General features: G+C 65.0%; 14 protein-coding genes. 5 read left to right on the forward strand and 9 right to left on the reverse strand.

Going from position 1 to position 12,145, the window contains the following annotated elements; genetic code table 11:
* Positions 1-47 precede the first annotated feature (47 nt).
* The 4 genes from ACHFB9_RS01155 to purU all read left to right on the forward strand — a co-directional run bounded on the left by ACHFB9_RS01155 (position 48) and on the right by purU (position 3,529).
* Complete coding sequence (locus ACHFB9_RS01155) at positions 48-1,181, forward strand: PilT/PilU family type 4a pilus ATPase (protein WP_417069145.1); 1,134 nt, start codon at positions 48-50, stop codon at positions 1,179-1,181.
* Positions 1,182-1,267: 86 nt separating this feature from the next.
* Positions 1,268-1,951: a head GIN domain-containing protein gene (locus ACHFB9_RS01160; RefSeq protein ID WP_417069146.1), complete on the forward strand. Its 684-nt coding sequence runs from the start codon at positions 1,268-1,270 to the stop codon at positions 1,949-1,951.
* A gap of 77 nt (positions 1,952-2,028) precedes the next feature.
* On the forward strand, positions 2,029-2,637 hold the full coding sequence (gene thrH / locus ACHFB9_RS01165) for a bifunctional phosphoserine phosphatase/homoserine phosphotransferase ThrH (RefSeq protein ID WP_417069147.1): 609 nt from the start codon (positions 2,029-2,031) through the stop codon (positions 2,635-2,637).
* 31 nt (positions 2,638-2,668) lie between these two features.
* The gene (gene purU, locus ACHFB9_RS01170; RefSeq protein ID WP_417069148.1) at positions 2,669-3,529 is read left to right on the forward strand and encodes a formyltetrahydrofolate deformylase; all 861 of its coding nucleotides are present in this window, start codon (positions 2,669-2,671) and stop codon (positions 3,527-3,529) included.
* A 28-nt stretch (positions 3,530-3,557) separates the two neighbouring features.
* Here purU and ACHFB9_RS01175 read toward each other — a convergent pair whose 3' ends face one another.
* The gene (locus ACHFB9_RS01175; RefSeq protein WP_417069149.1) at positions 3,558-5,657 is read right to left on the reverse strand and encodes a TonB-dependent receptor; all 2,100 of its coding nucleotides are present in this window, start codon (positions 5,655-5,657) and stop codon (positions 3,558-3,560) included.
* A 152-nt stretch (positions 5,658-5,809) separates the two neighbouring features.
* On the opposite strand from ACHFB9_RS01175, the gene ACHFB9_RS01180 reads away from it, so the two are divergent.
* Positions 5,810-6,412: a flavin prenyltransferase UbiX gene (locus ACHFB9_RS01180; protein WP_417069150.1), complete on the forward strand. Its 603-nt coding sequence runs from the start codon at positions 5,810-5,812 to the stop codon at positions 6,410-6,412.
* Between the two features lie 246 nt (positions 6,413-6,658).
* Here ACHFB9_RS01180 and ACHFB9_RS01185 read toward each other — a convergent pair whose 3' ends face one another.
* From ACHFB9_RS01185 to ribBA, 8 genes are all read right to left on the reverse strand, one after another.
* Entirely contained in the window at positions 6,659-7,138 is a 480-nt protein-coding gene (locus tag ACHFB9_RS01185) for a GNAT family N-acetyltransferase (protein WP_417069151.1), read from the reverse strand.
* The gene (locus ACHFB9_RS01190) at positions 7,135-7,617 is read right to left on the reverse strand and encodes a CinA family protein (RefSeq protein ID WP_417069152.1); all 483 of its coding nucleotides are present in this window, start codon (positions 7,615-7,617) and stop codon (positions 7,135-7,137) included. Before ACHFB9_RS01190 ends, ACHFB9_RS01185 begins: the two co-directional genes overlap by 4 nt.
* Positions 7,617-8,099, reverse strand: coding sequence for a phosphatidylglycerophosphatase A (locus ACHFB9_RS01195; RefSeq protein ID WP_417069153.1), 483 nt, complete (start codon positions 8,097-8,099; stop codon positions 7,617-7,619). Before ACHFB9_RS01195 ends, ACHFB9_RS01190 begins: the two co-directional genes overlap by 1 nt.
* Positions 8,096-8,971, reverse strand: coding sequence for a DMT family transporter (locus ACHFB9_RS01200; protein WP_417069154.1), 876 nt, complete (start codon positions 8,969-8,971; stop codon positions 8,096-8,098). Before ACHFB9_RS01200 ends, ACHFB9_RS01195 begins: the two co-directional genes overlap by 4 nt.
* Positions 8,968-9,924: a thiamine-phosphate kinase gene (gene thiL / locus ACHFB9_RS01205; RefSeq protein WP_417069155.1), complete on the reverse strand. Its 957-nt coding sequence runs from the start codon at positions 9,922-9,924 to the stop codon at positions 8,968-8,970. Before thiL ends, ACHFB9_RS01200 begins: the two co-directional genes overlap by 4 nt.
* Before the next feature lie 19 nt (positions 9,925-9,943).
* A complete protein-coding gene (nusB, locus tag ACHFB9_RS01210; RefSeq protein ID WP_417069156.1) occupies positions 9,944-10,426 on the reverse strand; it encodes a transcription antitermination factor NusB in 483 nt (160 codons plus the stop codon).
* Positions 10,423-10,896 (reverse strand): 6,7-dimethyl-8-ribityllumazine synthase, encoded by a 474-nt coding sequence (gene ribH, locus ACHFB9_RS01215; protein WP_417069157.1) that lies wholly within the window; start codon positions 10,894-10,896, stop codon positions 10,423-10,425. Before ribH ends, nusB begins: the two co-directional genes overlap by 4 nt.
* A gap of 85 nt (positions 10,897-10,981) precedes the next feature.
* Positions 10,982-12,079, reverse strand: a complete 1,098-nt coding sequence (gene ribBA, locus ACHFB9_RS01220) for a bifunctional 3,4-dihydroxy-2-butanone-4-phosphate synthase/GTP cyclohydrolase II (RefSeq protein WP_417069158.1) — start codon at positions 12,077-12,079, stop codon at positions 10,982-10,984.
* Positions 12,080-12,145 lie beyond the last annotated feature (66 nt).

A 12,145-nucleotide genomic window follows, 5' to 3' on the forward strand; every position in this document is an offset into this window, starting at 1 on the left:
CCGCGTCCGGGCGTGGGCTCGCGGCGCAATAGAACAGGATTGGCAAAATGGAACGCGATCAGGCACTCAAATTCATGCACGACCTGCTGCGGCTGATGATCAGCAAGCGCGGCTCCGACCTTTTCATCACCGCGGGTTTCCCGCCGGCGATCAAGGTCGACGGCAAGATCGTGCCCCAGTCCAATCAGGTCCTGACCGCGCAGCACACGGCCGAACTGGTTCGCTCGGTCATGAACGACCGTCAGGCGGCCGAGTTCGAATCGACTAAGGAGTGCAACTTCGCGATCTCCCCGGCCGGGATCGGGCGCTTCCGGACCAATGCCTTTGTTCAGCAGAGTCGGGTCGGCATGGTCTGCCGGACGATCGCGCAGAAGATTCCGACGCTCGACGAGTTGGGCATGCCCCAGGTGCTCAAGGATATCGCGATGTCCAAGCGCGGCCTCGTGATCTTCGTCGGCGGCACTGGCACCGGCAAGACGACTTCGCTCGCCGGCCTCGTCGACTACCGAAACGAGAACAGCTTCGGCCACATCATTACGCTCGAAGATCCGATCGAATACGTCCATGCGCACAAGAACTGCGTCGTGACCCAGCGCGAAGTCGGTATCGATACCGATAGCTGGGAAGCGGGACTGAAGAACACGCTGCGTCAGGCGCCTGACGTGATCCTGATGGGCGAAATCCGCGACCGGGAAACGATGGACTATGCGGTTGCGTTTGCCGAGACCGGCCACCTCTGTCTGGCGACCTTGCACGCGAACAGCGCCAACCAGGCGATCGACCGGATCATCAACTTCTTCCCCGAAGACCGCCGCCAGCAGCTTCTGATGGACTTGTCGCTGAACCTGCGCGGCATGGTTTCGCAGCGCCTGTTGCCATTGAAGGATCGTAAGGGGCGGGTGCCGGCGGTTGAAGTACTGCTCAATTCTCCGCTGATCGCCGACCTGATCTTCAAGGGCGAGATCGCCGAGATCAAGGATTTGATGAAGCGCTCGCGCGAACTGGGTATGCAGACTTTCGACCAGTCGCTGTTCGAATTGTACGAGAACGAGCTGATCAGCTACGAGGACGCGCTGCGCAATGCCGATTCGATCAACGACCTGCGCCTGCAGATCAAACTGAACAGCCGGCACTCGGATCGCGACCTGGCGGCGGGTATCCAGAATCTCGATATCGTTTGAGCGCTTCGGTAACGCAAAGTATCGGGCGACACATGCCGGCGCAGAGACGGCGCGACAATTGCCAGGCCTTTTCCCCTGGAGTGAAAATGAAAAGCCTGTTCGCGCTACCTCTGGTGTTGCTGATGTCGCTTGCCCAGGCGGCTGTGCTGGATCGCCCGCTCGAGAATTTCGCGCGGATCGATTCCAGTGTTCCGTTCGATGTCGTCTGGCAGGCCGGGCCGCACGCCCGGCTTCACGCCGAAGGCGATCAGGAATTGCTCGAGCATCTGCAGATCGAGAATTCGGCGGGCGTGCTCAAGCTGAGCACCCGCAAGTCCTGGCTGTCCTGGTCTGTTGGTTCGCGCAAGCTGACGATTTCAGTGAGCTCTCCGACGCTGGTGGACGTCCGTTTGACGGGATCCGGGGACTTAAAGGTCCAGGGGGTCAGGGGAGCGGAGTTTTCGGTCGCGCTCAGAGGTTCAGGAAACGTCGTGCTGAACGATGTCCAGGCCGGGGTTCTGAACGCCGAGCTGGCCGGCTCGGGAGATCTGAGCGCGGTAGGTGTTGTCGATGGGCTCAGCGCCCGCCTGAAGGGATCGGGAGACATCCGCTTCGCTGATCTGAAGGCGAAAGTGGCGGGTGCCAATCTCGCCGGTTCGGGCGATGTGAGGCTGTGGGCGAGCGAGAAGGTGATCCTTCGCTGCGGGGGCTCGGGCGACATCACGGTGGGCGGCTCGCCGCGCGTGCGCGACGTCTCGCGCCACGGCAGCTGCGACATTCACTACCAGTGAGCCGAGCGGGTTGGGCAGTTTTGGCCGGCTGGGCTGATAGAATGGGTAGATTCCACCCCTAGTGCCAGGGAAAACCCGTGAAAATTGTCTGCCTCGACATGGAAGGCGTGCTCGTTCCCGAGATCTGGATCGAGTTCGCCCAACGCACCGGCATCGCCGAGCTGCGCCGAACGACCCGCGATGAGCCCGACTACGACAAGCTGATGAAGTTTCGGCTCGGTCTGCTGGCCGAGCACAAGCTGGGCTTGCCCGACATCCAGGCCGTGATCGGCGAGATGGGGCCGATGGCGGGCGCGAGAGCCTTCCTCGACGATCTGCGTCAGCACTATCAGGTCGTGATCCTGTCCGATACCTTCTACGAGTTCGCGCGGCCGCTGATGGTCCAGCTCGGCGAGCCGACGCTGTTCTGCCACCGCCTCGAAGCCGATGCCGCGGGACGGGTCGTTGACTACCACCTGCGCATGCCCGATCAGAAGCGGGCCGCGGTCAAGGCCTTCCAGGGCCTGAACTTCAAGGTTATCGCGGCCGGCGATTCCTACAATGACACCGCGATGCTGGGTCAGGCCGAGGCCGGGATCCTGGTTCATCCGCCCGAGAACGTGATCCGCGAATTCCCGCAGTTCCCGGTCGCGAGGAGCTATGCTGAGCTGCGTCGGCTGATCGACGAAGCGGCGGCCCGGATCTGAAGCTTGCCTGCCTGAACGGATTTCGCAAACCATGAACACCCCGCGTTTCTATACCCTGACCGCCTCCTGTCCCGATCAGGCGGGAATCGTTGCCCGAGTGAGCAGTTTCATCGCCGAGCACGGCGGCTGGATCTTCGAATCGAGCATGCACACCGATCACGAAGAGAAGCGTTATTTCCTGCGCATCGAGATCCGTGCCAACTCGCTGCCCTTCCTGCTCGCCGAGCTGCGCGAGCGCTTCGCGCCGATCGCCGAGGCTCTGGGCATGGACTGGAAGATCAGCGACAGCGCGGTCAAGAAGCGGGTCGTGCTGATGGTGAGTCGCCAGGAGCACTGCCTCTACGATCTGCTGGCCCGCTGGCAGAGCAAGGAAATGAACATCGAGATTCCCTGCGTGATCTCGAACCACGACACTTTTCGCGGATTCGTCGAGTGGCACGGGATTCCCTTCCACCATGTTCCGGTCACGCCCGACAACAAGGAAGCCGCCTACGCCGAAGTGCAACGGATTTTCGAGGATGTGCGCGGCGACTGCATGGTGCTGGCCCGCTACATGCAGATCCTCTCTCCCGAGCTGTGCCGTGCCTACCCGGGGAAAATTCTGAACATCCACCACAGCTTCCTGCCCAGCTTCGTCGGCGCCAAGCCCTATCACCAGGCTCATGCGCGCGGCGTCAAGCTGATCGGTGCGACCTGTCACTATGTGACGGCCGACCTCGACCAGGGACCGATCATCGACCAGGACGTAATCCGCGTCGATCACTCCGATTCGGTCGATGACATGGTTCGCTACGGCAAGGACATCGAGAAGGCCGTGCTGGCCCGCGGTCTGCGCTATCACGTCGAAGACCGCGTGCTCGTGCACGGCAACAAGACCGTCGTTTTCCGCTGAGCGCAGCCAGGCCTTGTCCCGGCGCGGCTCAGAAGCGCAGCCGAGCAGTCAGCGATGCGTTGCGCGGTGCTCCGGGCAGGTTCAGGTTGGCATTGCTGCCATGACCGGCGACGATGTAGCGCTTGTCGAACAGGTTGTTCAGGTTGAACTGGAGCTGCCAGGCGCCGAGCGCATAGCGCGCCATCAGGTCGGCCGTCGTATAGCTGGGCAGAGTGACCGTGTTGCCGGTGTTTGCGAAACGATCGCCGACGTAGTTGACGCCGCCCCCCAGGCTCAAACGCTCCGACAAGGCTCTGGTCAGCCAGACGTTGCCGCTGTGCCGCGGTGTCAGCGTCGCGCGCTTGCCCTGCACGGGCTGGCCTGCGTCGGTCGCGGTCGATTCGATGACTTTTGCGTCCATGTAGGCGTAACCGGCGAGGATCTGCCAGCCGCCCTGCAGATCGCCCTGGGCGGAGAGCTCCAAGCCGTCCGTGCGCTGGACGCCGACCGGGATCAGTTTGGTGCTGTTGGCTGGATCGACCGTCTTGATGTTCGTGCGCTCCAGCCGGAACAGCGATGCGCCGAGCAGGGCTGCGCCACCGAACAGTTCGTATTTCGCACCGATTTCGCTGTTCGTCGTCTCTTCCGGCGCCAGGTCGGCATTGTTGGCCGCCAGTGCGAAACTCTCGGCTGAAGGCTGGAAGGAGCGGCTCCAGGCGGCATACCAGGACTGCTGCGCGGTCGGTTGCCAGACGAGCCCTGCGCGCGGGCTCACGGTGTGATCGGTGCGCGCGAGGTCGCTCTGGCCGACGCGGCGGTCGTCGGTCTGCTGTTCGAAGCGGTCGTAGCGAAGTCCCAGCAGCGCTTTCCAGTGGCTGGCGAGGCTCAGCTGATCCTGCAGGTAGAACGCGGTTGTCGTCAGTAGCGCGCGGTTGTCGGCGCTCGGCTTGCCGCTGACCGCGCGGGGCAGCACCGGCAGGACAGGATTGAACAGGTCGGTCGTCGCGACCTTGCTCTGCGAATAAGTGATCGTGTCCTTGCTCTGCCGGCCCAGCTCGATGCCGTAGAGCACTTCGTGATGGGTGCCGGCGAGCGCGAACTTCTGCGTCAGCTCGGTCTGGTTGAAGAAACCGTATTCGGCCCGGCTGACCGCGCCGCGGTTGAAGCTGACGGTCTTCGCCTGTTCATCGACCGAGCCCGTCGTTGTGTTCGCCCGGTCCAGCGTGTAGTGATAGCTGCGCAGTGCGTTGCGCAGCGACAGGCTGGAGTTGATCCTGTGGCTCAGCGTCGCGCTTGCCGATGCGACTTCCGATTCGGAGAAGTCGGCGTCCGCCGCGTTCGCGGCGCCGTAATAGCGGGACGGATCGACATCGACGGGGCGCCCCTGATAGGACGGAATGCCGAAGTCGGTCAGGCGCCTGTCCTTCAGATAGTCGGCCTGCAGCAGAAGCTGGGTGTCGGCGTCGATCTGATAGAGCAGGGAGGGCGCGATCGCCTGACGTTTCAGGAACTGTTGGTCGCGATAGGAATCGGCGTCCTCGAGCGCGCCGGTCAGCCGCCAGGAGAGCTTTTCACCCTTGCGGGCGAGGTCGAACTCGCCGCGCTTGTCGGCCCAGCTGCCGATGCTCAGCGCGATCTCGCTGCGATCGACGCCGGGTCTCTTGCTGACGCGGTTGATCATGCCGCCCGACGAACCCCGCCCGTAGAGCACCGAAGCCGGTCCCTTGATGATCTCGACTTCCTCGATGTTCGACAGGTCGCGAAAGTACAGCGCGTCGTCGCGGAAGCCGTCGATGAACTGATCGCCGATCGCGGTGAAGCCGCGGATCGAAACCTGGTCGCGCTGGCCGTCGCCGGTGCTCAAGCCCACCCCCGGCACGTTGCGCAGCGCGTCCTGCAGCGAACGGGCCGCCTGGTCGTCGAGCACCTGGCGGGGCAGGGCGGTGACGGTCTGCGGGATGTCGAGCTGATCCGCATCAGAGCGGGTCGCGCTGCGCGCCCTCGTCCCGCCATAGCTCTTTTCGCGCGAAACCTTGCTCGCGGTGATCGTGATGACTTCGCTCGAAGCCTCCTCGCCAGCGAGGGAAGTCGTGGAGAGGGTGAGAAGCGATGCGGAGGCGATTGCGGTGAGGGTGTGTGAGGGACGCACGGTCGGTTCCATTGCTGAGTTTGACTGAGGTGTCGTTGCCGGCCGGCAGAAGACGCGCAAATGATAATCATTCGCAACAATGATGACAAGTCTGTGTCCCCGCCGCGGCCCTAGCGCTTACAATCGCTCACCCGCACGACAGGCTCTCGACCATGACCCGCCGCATTGCTCTCGCCCTCACCGGTGCTTCCGGAATGCCTTACGGCATCCGCCTGCTCGAATGCCTGCTGGCGACCGGAGTGCGGGTCGAACTGCTCTACTCCCAGGCGGCGCAGATCGTCGCGCGGCAGGAGATGGACCTCGAACTGTCCTCGCGCCCCGCCGAAGTCCAGGCGATGTTTGTTGAGCGCTTCGGTATCGCGCAGGATCAGCTCGCCGTCTATGGGCGCGAAGAGTGGTTCGCGCCAGTCGCGTCAGGCTCCAATCCGCCCGATGCGATGGTCGTCTGCCCCTGCACGATGGGCACTCTGGCGTCGATCGCGGCGGGTTTGTCGGCGAACCTGATCGAACGGGCGGCTGATGTCTGCCTGAAGGAGCGCCGCACCCTGGTTCTGGTGCCGCGCGAGACGCCGTTTTCGACGCTTCACCTCGAGAACATGCTCAAGCTCGCCCGGATGGGCGTCGTGATCCTGCCGCCCTCTCCCGGCTTCTACACGCATCCGCAGAGTCTTGACGACATCGTCGACTTCGTCGTCGCACGGATTCTCGATCAGATCGGCGTTCCCCAGACCCTGATGTCCAAGTGGGGGCTTTAACGGCGCAGAGCACTGCTCTGCGCCGTTAAAGCCGGCCCGATGTGCAAATCGGGCCGTGGAACTGCAGCGGGGTTTCGCGAAGCACTGCTTCGCGCCGCTAAAGCCGGTTGGCTGTGCAAAGCCGACCGTGGGCGAAGGAGGGAATTCACGAAACACTGTTTCGTGCCTCTGTAGCCGGCTGGCTGTGCAAAGCCAGCCGTGGGAACTGCAGTGGGGTTTCGCAGAGCACCGCTCTGCGTCAGGGGCTCAGAGCCAGCGCTGCATGAACTGTGCGCAGCCGAAAGCTCCGTCGAGCGCATAGTCGGCAAAGCCGCTGGCGCGGTAGAGGCGGCGCGCAGGAACGTTCTTGTCCAGCACTTCGAGCGTCAGCTTGCAGCAACCGAGCTCGCGACCCTGGCGGGCGAGCTCTTCGAGCAGCGCGCGGGCTATGCCACGGCCGCGGAATTCGGGGCGCACCGCGAAGTCGTGCAGATTCAGCAGAGGCGCGCAGGCGAAGGTCGAAAAGCCCTCGAAGGCGACCGCGATTCCGGCGGGCTCCCCCTCTTCGAAGGCGATCAGCACATGAGTGCCGGCTCGCGCGGCGAGCGCGCCGGGAAGTCTCTGTTTGACCTCGTCAGCGAGGCCCTCTCCTCCGCCCATCGGGTCGCGGGCGTAGGCGTCGAGCAGAGTCACGAGCGCGGTCGCATGCTCGGGGCGGTTCAGCTCGGCGCGGACGATCGTGCTCATGCTTCGCCGCACAGCGCGCGCAGCGCGCGGCAGACCGTCTGCTGGCGCACTTCTTCGCGCTTGCCATTGAAATGGTGGAGCTCGGCCCGCGTCTTTTCGCCGCGGGCGGCCCAGGCGATCCAGACCGTTCCGACTGGTTTTTCGTCCGAGCCGCCACTCGGGCCGGCGACCCCGGAAACCGCGACCGTGTGGCTGGCGCGCGAATGGATCAGCGCGCCTTCGGCCATCGCCCGGACCACCGCTTCGCTGACTGCGCCGTCGCTGGCCAGGATTTCGGCGGGGACGCCGAGCATTTCTTCTTTCGCTTCGTTCGAATAGGTGACCCAGCCGCGATCGAACCAAGCCGAGCTTCCCGATGTCGCGGTCACGACTTCGGCGATCCAGCCTCCTGTGCAGGATTCCGCAGTTGCGAGCACGAAGCTGCGGGCGGCGAGCCAGTCGCCGACATCGCGCGAGAGCTGTTCGAGTTCGTAGTCCATCAGCCCAGTATCCTTTTCAGTATCGCCAGAACCAGCAGCGCGTAGCCGGCGGCCAGAAGGTCGTCGGCCATCACGCCGAAGCCGTTCTTCAGGCGCGCGTCACACTGTCGCACGGGCGGAGGTTTGAGGATGTCGAAGAAGCGGAAGAGCGCGAAAGCGGCCAGCTGCCACAGCCAGCCGGCGGGTGTGAAGAAGAGCACGAGCCAGATCGCGACGATCTCGTCCCAGACAATGCTGCCGTGGTCGATCTCGCCGAGCTTGCGGCCGGTGATCCCGATCGCGAAGCTGCCCAGCACGACGCCGAAGACGAGAAAGGCGAGGAATTGCCACTCGCCGAACAGCGGGCGGATCAGCGGGTAGAGCAGCCAGCCCGCCAGAGTGCCGAAGGTTCCGGGCGCTCTCGGCGCGAGGCCCGAACCGAAACCCAGCGCGAGGAAGTGGGCAGGGTGGGCGATCAGGAAGCGGGGGCTGGGTTGGGTCATGCCGCGATCCTAGCAGGCTTGGGTGCGGGTGGGGCAGGCTGCCAGGCCGACGCGAGCGCGGCGCAGGCGATCAGCGCCGCGCCCAGGCCTTCGCGTGGGCTCAGAGCCTCGCCGGCCAGCCACCACGAGAGCAGCGCCGCGAAGACGAGCTCGGAGCTCATCAGCACCGCTGCGTGATTAGCCGGCAATCGCTGCAGACCCCACTGCATCGCGGAGATGACGATCCACATTGCGACTCCGGTCGCGATGCCCAGAGCCAGCAGAGCTGCGGAGATTGGTGCGAAATCGCCGGCGGGGGCAGCCCAGAGCGCCGAGAGCAGAACTTCGACGACGAAGATCAGCGCGACCCGCTCCTTCTCGTCGCCGCGCGGTAGAGCCCGCGTCATCACGTTGTAGAGCGCGAACGCGAAGCCCGCGCCCAGGCCCACCCATTCCCAGACCGAGGCCGGCCACGGGTAGCCGAGCTCGGGGTGGTACAGCATCAGCGCCGCGCCAAGCACGCACAGCGCGAGCGCGAAGCCGCCCCGTACGCCGGGCCGTTCGCGCATCAGCAGCCAGGCCAGGGCCACGGTCCACAGCGGCGACGTGTAGAGCAGCAGCACGGCTTTCATGACCGGTGCGTGGATCGCGGCGAGGTTGTAGCCAAGGTTGCAGAGGGCCGAAGCGAGCGCGGCGACGAGAAGCGCGGGAGCGCGACGGATCGAAGGCAGTCGCCCCTTTGCAGCGATCAGCGCCGCGATTGCGCCGCTGCCGAAGATCAGCAGGCAGGCCTGGCTGCTGGCGAGACCGGCGCCAGCCAGTTGCCGGAAAGGCCACCAGATGGCGGCCCAGAACAGCGCGGTCGCGATCAGGGTCAGGGTAGGACGGTTCATGCGAAGTGGTCGAAGCCTTTGGGGCGAAGAGGGCGAAGGGATGCGTCGCTCATCGCGAGGCGAAGCCCGGGGGACGTTTCGCAGACGCCTATCCTGTGCAAGGGCAGCGCGAGTTCGGCGGCGAGTTGCATCAGGAATGCCCGCTCGGCGGGAGGCGCGGCGAAGATCAGTTCGTAATCGTCGCCGCCGTACAGGACTTTCTCTAGTGCAAGTGCCGCATCGCCGCAGGCGGCCAGCGGGCCGGCCAGAGGAAGGGCGGCCTGATCGAGTGTCCCGCCGACTCCCGATGATTCGAGGATGTGCCCCAGATCTCCGGCCAGCCCGTCGGAGACGTCGAGCATCGCGTGGGCGTGGCCTCTCAGCGCCCGACCCAGAGCGATCCGGGGTTGGGGGCGTTCGAGCGCGGCGAGGCAGGTCCGCTGCCATTCGGGGGCCAGTTCGAGGTGGCCGAACAGCGCTTCCAGGCCCAGTACGGCGAGGCCGGGGGTGCCGGAAATCCACAAGTCGTCGCCGGCGACGGCGCCGCTGCGGCGGATCGCCAGGCCTTGAGGAATCTCGCCGAAGACGGTCGCGCACAGGTTCAGCGGACCGCGCGTCGTGTCTCCGCCAATCCAGTCGACGCCGAAGTGCTGGCAACACTCGAAAAAGCCGTCGGCGAGCGCCGCGACCCAGGCCTCATCGGCTTCGGGCAGGGCCAGGGCCAGAGTGATCCAGCGCGGCTCGCCGCCCATCGCGGCGATGTCGGACAGATTGACCGCAGCGGTCTTCCAGCCCAGCAGGTGGGCGTCGGTGCCGGGCAGGAAATGGGTTCCCGAAACCAGCATGTCGGTCGAGATCGCGAGTTCCATGCCCGGGCGGGCACGGATCAGCGCGGCATCGTCACCTATGCCCAGTTCGCTGTGATCGGTCGGACGGACGAAGTGGCGGGCGATCAGAGCGAATTCAGAGGGCATGGCGATAGCGGGAGCGCGTTCAGCGCTTCTTGGGTGGGTTCTTGCGGGCGTTTTCGACTTCGACCGCGCGCAGCTGCGGCGCGAGTTTGTCGAGCACGCCGTTGACGAAGCGGTGGCCGTCGGTGCCGCCGAAGTTCTTGGCCAGCTCGATCGCCTCGTTGATGACGACGCGGTAAGGCGTCTCCGGGCACAGCTTGAGCTCGTAAGTGCCCAGCCACAGCACCGCGCGTTCGATCGGCGAGAGCTCGCCAACCGGACGGTCGAGGAAAGGCAGGAATTCGGCTTCGAGTTCGCTGGTCCGTTCGGACACATTGCGCAGCAGCGCGAGCAGCAGGCCGCGGTCGGCGCGCGCCCATTCGTCGCGGGTTTCCTCACCGTTCTGCAGCACTTCCTCGATCACCGGGATCGAGTTGCCCGACAGCAGCCACTGATAGAGGCCAGCCAGAGCCAGCTCGCGCGAGAGGCGGCGCGGAGTCTTGGGGGCTTTTTTGGCTTCGTTCATGCGAGCACCGCCTTCTTCAGATTGCAGATCTCGATCGCCGCCTGAGCCGCGTCACGGCCCTTCTGGGCCATCCGTGCCACAGCCTGATCGTCGTCCTCGGTGGTCAGCACGCCGTTGCCGATCGCGATGCCGGTGTCCAGGCCGATCCGGTTGATGCCGGCGGCCATCTCGTTCGAGACGATCTCGAAGTGGTAGGTCTCGCCGCGGACTACCGCACCGAGCGCGACCAGCGCGTCGTAGCGGCCTGACTTGGCCATCGTCTGCAGCACCAGCGGGATCTCCAGCGCGCCAGGGACGGTCGCGATCCGGATGTCGCGCTCGGCGACTCCGCGCTCTTGCAGCTCACCGACGCAGGCCGAGAGCAGGCCTTCGCAGATGTCGATGTTGAAACGGCTCATCACGACGCCGACGCGCAGGCCTTTGCCGTCGAGCGAAGGTTCGAACTCAGGGATGTTTTCAAAGCGGGGCATTTTTGCCTCCTTGTTGCGGGCACTTGAGTGCCTTTGCGGTGTTGCACCGAACCACGCGTCGAACGCGCGCTCCGGTGCGAGCAAATCATTTTTGATCGGGGCTCACATAGCCGGTCACTTCGAGTCCGAAGCCGGCCATGCTGGGCATCTTGCGCGGGTTCGCGAGCAGCTTCATCTTGCCGACGCCGAGCCGGCGCAGGATCTGCGCGCCGATACCGAAGATGCGCGGATCCCACTTCGCTGCCGGCTTGCGCTCGCCCGAGCGGATCCGCTCGGCGATGTCGTCGCGGCTCTCGTGACGGCGCAGCAGGATCAGCACGCCGTTGCCGTGCGCGGCGATCCGGGCGAGCGAATCGTCGATGCCGAAGCTGTGCGGGCTGCCGGCCGGATCGAGGAAGTCCAGCGCCGAGACCGGCTCGTGGACGCGGACCAGAGCCTCCTGGCCGGCCTCTATCTTGCCATGGGCCAGGGCCAGATGCACTTCGCCAGAGACCTTGTCGGCGAAGGCGTGGAGCTGGAACAGACCGTGAGCGGTCGCCAGCGGCTTCTCGGCAACCTGTTCGATCAGCGCTTCGGAGTGGGCGCGGTACTGGATCAGGTCGCGGATCGCGCCGATCTTGAGTCCGTGTTCGCGGGCGAATTCGAGCAGATCCGGCAGGCGGGCCATCGTGCCATCGTCCTTCAGGATCTCGCAGATCACCGATGCCGGCTCCAGACCGGCGAGCTGGGCGAGGTCGCAGCCCGCCTCGGTGTGGCCGGCGCGGATCAGAACGCCTCCGGGCTGAGCCATCAGCGGGAAGATGTGACCGGGCTGGACGATGTCGTCGGCGGTCGCGTTGCGGGCCACCGCGGCGGCCACGGTCCGCGAGCGGTCCTGGGCCGAAATGCCGGTGGTCACGCCTTCGGCTGCTTCGATCGAGGTCGTGAAGGCGGTCGCGAACTGCGAGCGGTTGTCCTTGACCATCAGTTCGAGGCCCAGCTGCTTGCAGCGGGTCTGCGACAGGGTCAGGCAGATCAGGCCGCGGCCATAGCGGGCCATGAAGTTGATTGCTTCGGGCGTGACGTGCTCGGCGGCGAGGACGAGATCGCCTTCATTCTCGCGGTCTTCCTCGTCGACCAGCACGACGATGCGGCCGGCGCGGATCTCTTCGATGATTTCGGTAATCGGGGACAGAACACTCACGATCTCAGCTCCTCTGGGCGGACGGCGGACGAGCGCGTTCTGCCGTGTGACAAAGTCTGCAATTCT

Source organism: Niveibacterium terrae, from assembly GCF_048213115.1.
Lineage (GTDB): Bacteria > Pseudomonadota > Gammaproteobacteria > Burkholderiales > Rhodocyclaceae > Niveibacterium > Niveibacterium terrae.

Excerpts from the sequence above, each read along its gene's own strand:
- ACHFB9_RS01195 (WP_417069153.1), bottom strand. The coding sequence starts at position 8,099 with ATGACCCAACCCAGCCCCCGCTTCCTGATCGCCCACCCTGCCCACTTC.
- purU (WP_417069148.1), top strand. The coding sequence starts at position 2,669 with ATGAACACCCCGCGTTTCTATACCCTGACCGCCTCCTGTCCCGATCAG.
- ACHFB9_RS01160 (WP_417069146.1), top strand. The coding sequence starts at position 1,268 with ATGAAAAGCCTGTTCGCGCTACCTCTGGTGTTGCTGATGTCGCTTGCC.
- nusB (WP_417069156.1), bottom strand. The coding sequence starts at position 10,426 with ATGAACGAAGCCAAAAAAGCCCCCAAGACTCCGCGCCGCCTCTCGCGC.
- ACHFB9_RS01180 (WP_417069150.1), top strand. The coding sequence starts at position 5,810 with ATGACCCGCCGCATTGCTCTCGCCCTCACCGGTGCTTCCGGAATGCCT.
- ACHFB9_RS01155 (WP_417069145.1), top strand. The coding sequence starts at position 48 with ATGGAACGCGATCAGGCACTCAAATTCATGCACGACCTGCTGCGGCTG.
- ACHFB9_RS01200 (WP_417069154.1), bottom strand. The coding sequence starts at position 8,971 with ATGAACCGTCCTACCCTGACCCTGATCGCGACCGCGCTGTTCTGGGCC.
- ACHFB9_RS01185 (WP_417069151.1), bottom strand. The coding sequence starts at position 7,138 with ATGAGCACGATCGTCCGCGCCGAGCTGAACCGCCCCGAGCATGCGACC.
- ribH (WP_417069157.1), bottom strand. The coding sequence starts at position 10,896 with ATGCCCCGCTTTGAAAACATCCCTGAGTTCGAACCTTCGCTCGACGGC.
- ACHFB9_RS01190 (WP_417069152.1), bottom strand. The coding sequence starts at position 7,617 with ATGGACTACGAACTCGAACAGCTCTCGCGCGATGTCGGCGACTGGCTC.
- thiL (WP_417069155.1), bottom strand. The coding sequence starts at position 9,924 with ATGCCCTCTGAATTCGCTCTGATCGCCCGCCACTTCGTCCGTCCGACC.